At 72.8% G+C, this 2021-nt stretch carries 1 protein-coding gene and 2 pseudogenes; 1 reads left to right on the top strand and 2 read right to left on the bottom strand.

Annotation, left to right across the window (positions count from 1 at the left end):
* A pseudogene (locus ACVNF4_RS35335) lies at positions 1-195 on the bottom strand (O-antigen ligase family protein); the annotation flags it as partial.
* A gap of 5 nt (positions 196-200) precedes the next feature.
* Positions 201-881 (bottom strand): annotated as a pseudogene (locus tag ACVNF4_RS35330) (sugar transferase); the annotation flags it as partial.
* 47 nt (positions 882-928) lie between these two features.
* Between ACVNF4_RS35330 and ACVNF4_RS35325 the strand changes: the two are divergent.
* Positions 929-1276, top strand: coding sequence for a DUF2690 domain-containing protein (locus ACVNF4_RS35325; RefSeq protein WP_461806935.1), 348 nt, complete (start codon positions 929-931; stop codon positions 1274-1276).
* The last annotated feature ends 745 nt before the right edge of the window (positions 1277-2021 follow it).

Genomic DNA, 2021 nt, shown 5'->3' with positions numbered 1-2021 from the left:
GAACAGCGGCCGGGCCCGCTGCCGCAGCAGCCGGACGACACAGAAGAGGACGACCAGCGCGGAGAGCGCGTCGGCGGGCCCCGCGCCGCCCTCGCCGCCCGGCGTGACGGGCAGGGCGATGAGGGCGATCACGGCGGCGACCGGCAGAACCGGCGACCACGACCGGGGCGGGGTGAGGGGCAGGGCGAGGGCCATCGGCGTCAGCTCCCGGTCGGACGGACGAAGGCGGCGGCGGTGCGCAGCAGGATGCAGACGTCCTGCCACAGCGACCAGTTGTCGATGTAGGCGTTGTCGTAGCGGGCCCGGTCCTCGATCGAGGTGTCCCCGCGCAGCCCGTTGATCTGGGCGAGCCCGGTGATCCCGACCCGCATCCGGTGCCGGGCCGCGTAGCCGGGGTAGGTCTGGCTGAACTGCCCGACGAAGTACGGCCGTTCGGGACGCGGGCCGACGAGGCTCATGTCCCCGCGCAGCACGTTCCACAGCTGGAGCAGCTCGTCCAGCGAGGTCTGGCGCAGGAACCGGCAGAAGGGGCTCATCTCCCGCTCCCCGGCGACGCTCCACCGCGTCGCGGCCTCGTGCTCGTCGGACGGCCGGTAGGTGCGGAACTTCAGCAGCGTGAACGGCCGCCCGTCCTTCCCGATCCGCTCCTGCCGGAACACGACCCCCGGCCCGTCGGTCAGCCGCAGCACGACCGCGAACACCAGCAGCAGCGGGCTGATCAGCAGCAGCAGCGCCCCGGACACGGAAATGTCCAGCAACCGCTTCCCGGCGCTTCCCCGCCGCCGCAGCCCGAGGTCCAGCGGCCGGCGCGCGTACCCGGCGAGCTGGTCGCGCGAGCTGTACGACGGCGACTCCGCGTCCACCTCCCACACCGCGCACCCGCACCCCCGCCGCCGCCAACTCCCCTTCCCCCTCGCCCAGTCCCCGCATCGACCTACCCCCCGGCGTCAAATGCGCCGGCGCCGCGTGCGGTGGCAAGGACGCGGAAGCGATGGGCTGCGCCGACGGCCTCGTGACGACGACGGAGAGCGCGACCGTCGCCGGGAGGCGGGTCGAGGTGCGGTACAGCAGGACCTGCGGGACGGCATGGGGCCGCATTCTCAGTGCCGCCCCTGGGGACGTCGTCCAGGTCATGGCCGGCAGGGCCCGGCAGCGCGGGGACGCCACCGTCGCGGGCGACACGATCTCGTACACCCCGATGGTGGCTGTCCGGACGGCGACGGAGGCCCAGGCATGCGTGGTGCTGGCCTCGGGCCGACGAGGCTGCACAACCTAATTCCGCGCGCCCGTGTTTGCCCACCCGACTCCGGGGCACGCGGACAACACCCCCTAGGGAGCCCGGCTCACCCGGCCGGCCCCACCCTGGCGACCGCCGGTCACTCCTCTCCCGGACCGGCGGTCGCTTCCTTTCCCAACCCTGCGCACGCGAACTCCATGAACGCGGGGTATGTGCCTACCGGGTCGGGTGGTTTTGGTGTGTGGGCGGCTGCGGGTTTGTTGTGGTTGTTCGCGCAGTTCCCCGCGCCCCTAAGGAGGCGGCTGCGCCGCCATGGCCGCGTATCCGTGTTCAGGCTTCCTCGGCGCCGGGTATGTGCCCACCGGGTCGGGTGGTTTTGGTGTGTGGGCGGCTGCGGGTTTGTTGTGGCTGGTCGCGCAGTTCCCCGCGCCCCTAAGGAGGCGGCTGCGCCGCCATCGCCGCGCGCCCGCACCCTCAAACACCGGGCCCTCCTCCAACACCGCGCACTCGCACCCCCGAACGCCGGGCCCTCTTCCAGCACCGCGCGCCCGCACCCCCAAACACCGAGCCTTCTTCCAGCACCGCGCGCCCGCACCCCCAAATACCGGGCCTTCTTCCAACACGGCGCACCCAATCTCCACGAACGCCGGTTGAGTGCCCACCCACTCAGCCCCCCTCTCCGGCCACCGGCCGCGAAGGAGCCGAAGGGGCGCGTCGGTGTCGAGGGCGCGGGCGCGCGGAGGCCCGAAGGGCTGAGCACGGCCGTGTCCTCGACACCGACTTA

It is taken from the genome of Streptomyces sp. S6 (genome assembly GCF_054880855.1).
This window is presented reverse-complemented; position numbering and strand designations above follow the sequence as displayed.